Below are 1,922 nucleotides of genomic sequence, written 5' to 3' on the forward strand. Positions count from 1 at the left end.
TTTGGCCGTCGGTGCGGTTGTTGTGGGATGTGGTGTCGGGGAGCCGTAGTGAGTTTCGGGGTGATGTGCGGACGGCGTTGGAGGGGAATAAGGAGTATTACACGCGGCCGGTGGAGAATCGGGTGCGTGAGGAGGAGGGTTTTGTGCCGTGGGGGATTTTGGGTCCGGTGTGCGCGGCGGTGGATTCGGATTTCGAGGTGGGGGTGGAGTCGCAGTATTTGCCGGCGGCGTTGTTGTACGAGCGTCGGGATCGGTTGCGGTAGCCGCTGCTCATCCAGGGCTGCTCATCCAGGTCGGTCGATGGGCCAGCGCGAGGAGCCGGCATTACGGGCGTGGTTGCAGGAGTGGTCGGATCAGAAGGAGGTTCGGTATGGTGCCGCGGGATTTGGATGAGTTGGTGGAGGGGTTTGCTGAGGCGTTGCCGGTGTTTTGGCAGGGGCCGGTGTGTGGTGATGAGCATGTGGCGGAGTTTGGTGGTGTGGTGCCGGATGTGTTGGTCAAGTTGTGGCGGCGGGTGGGGTTTTCGGGGTTTTGGGATGGTGCGATGTGGTTGGTGGATCCGTTGCAGTGGGCGGCTGCGTCGGAGGAGATGTTGCGGGGTGTGAAGGTGTCGTTTTTGGAGCCGGGTTCGTTGTTGGTGCCGGTGGCGCGGAGTGCGTTTGGGGAGGTGTGGTTTTGGAGTCCTGGTCATGGGGTGTGTTTGTCCGTCGCGCCGGCAACCGGTCAGTTTTGGTCGAGGCATGCGCAACGTTCCAACCCGGAATCGGCGGCGTTTGCCTGGTTCTCGGGCATGCAGGATCGCGCAATGGATATTTATGATACTGCTGATCGTGGATTGTTTATGCAGGCGTTGGAGCGGTTGGGGCCGGTGGGGCCGGATGAGTGTTATGGGTTTGTGCCGTCGATTCTGTTGGGGGGGCCGGCGGAGGTAAGCCATATTCAGAAGGTGAAGGTGCGTGAGCATTTGTTTGTGTTGGACAAGATTCGTCGGGGTGAGTTCACGGCGGAGGTGGGTCCTCGGCTGACGGATGTTGATCCGGAGGCTGCGGGTGCGGCTGGTGGTGGGGTGGTTCCGGTTGAGTCTGGTGGGGTGGGTGATTTGTCGGTGCCTGCTGATGAGGTGGATGCGCGGGTCGGCAATATGGCGAGTTTGGTGCGTCGGTTTGCGGAGGGGGTTCGGGAGTTGGCGTCGGATGAGGATGGAACGTGGCAGGCGGTGGTGTGCACGCTGGTGCGCAATGGCGCTGTAGGTTACGCGTTGTCGACTGCGATTTACACGCCTGCGGGTGCGTGGCGCGTGGTGATGTTGATTCATGAGGATGTGAATCGCCGGTTGCGTCTGTTGGGGCGTGAGATCCTTGACCGGGAGCCGGATTGGTCGGGAATGAAGGTTACGATTTTTGCTGGTGGCCGGTTTCAGGTGGAATACTTGTTTGATGAGTTGGAGGCGTTGGGGTGGACGTCGGAGATAGAGGGCGGGGTGTCGCGTGCTGAATTGCCGGATATTTTGCGTCCGGAGGGTTTCTGAGGCTGGTGGATTGGCTGATGGTGGATATTGAGCGGTGGCACGAGTGGGACCCGGGTTATGTAACGATGAGGCTCGATGGCGCTCGGGAGGATGTTGAATTCTATTTGGAGTTGGACCGTCCGTGGAATAGCGATCGGATTCATAGTCTTCAGGATGAGTTGCTGAATACGTGTGTGTGGTCGTTGGTGGGTTCGGGTGGTGTGGTGGGGGAGGAGGTGTGGTCGTCGTTGGATGCGGCGTGTGAGGTGGCGCGGGTGCAGTTTGCGCGGGCGTCGTTGCCGAAGGGTGAGCATCGGTTGTCGTTTGAGGTGTTGGGCCGGGAGTTTGAGACGGGGTCGTCGGGTCCGAATCCGCGGACGATGGCGCCGGATTGGTTGGATGCGTTGTGGTTGGG

Annotated in this window: 2 protein-coding genes and 1 pseudogene; all 3 read left to right on the forward strand. The window is 60.4% G+C overall.

What is annotated here, in order from left to right:
• On the forward strand, positions 1-263 hold a 263-nt coding region (locus tag ACPXB3_RS22315), incomplete at its 5' end, for an immunity 49 family protein (RefSeq protein WP_425729826.1).
• Between the two features lie 107 nt (positions 264-370).
• Entirely contained in the window at positions 371-1,528 is a 1,158-nt protein-coding gene (locus ACPXB3_RS22320) for a GAD-like domain-containing protein (RefSeq protein ID WP_425729828.1), read from the forward strand.
• Positions 1,529-1,545: 17 nt separating this feature from the next.
• Positions 1,546-1,922, forward strand: a pseudogene (locus ACPXB3_RS22325) (hypothetical protein); the annotation flags it as partial.

It is taken from the genome of Gordonia sp. DT219, assembly GCF_049847065.1.
Classification (GTDB): Bacteria; Actinomycetota; Actinomycetes; order Mycobacteriales; family Mycobacteriaceae; genus Gordonia.

Bases quoted from the DNA above. Each gene is read 5' to 3' on its own strand.
- ACPXB3_RS22320 (WP_425729828.1), top strand. From the start codon at position 371: ATGGTGCCGCGGGATTTGGATGAGTTGGTGGAGGGGTTTGCTGAGGCG.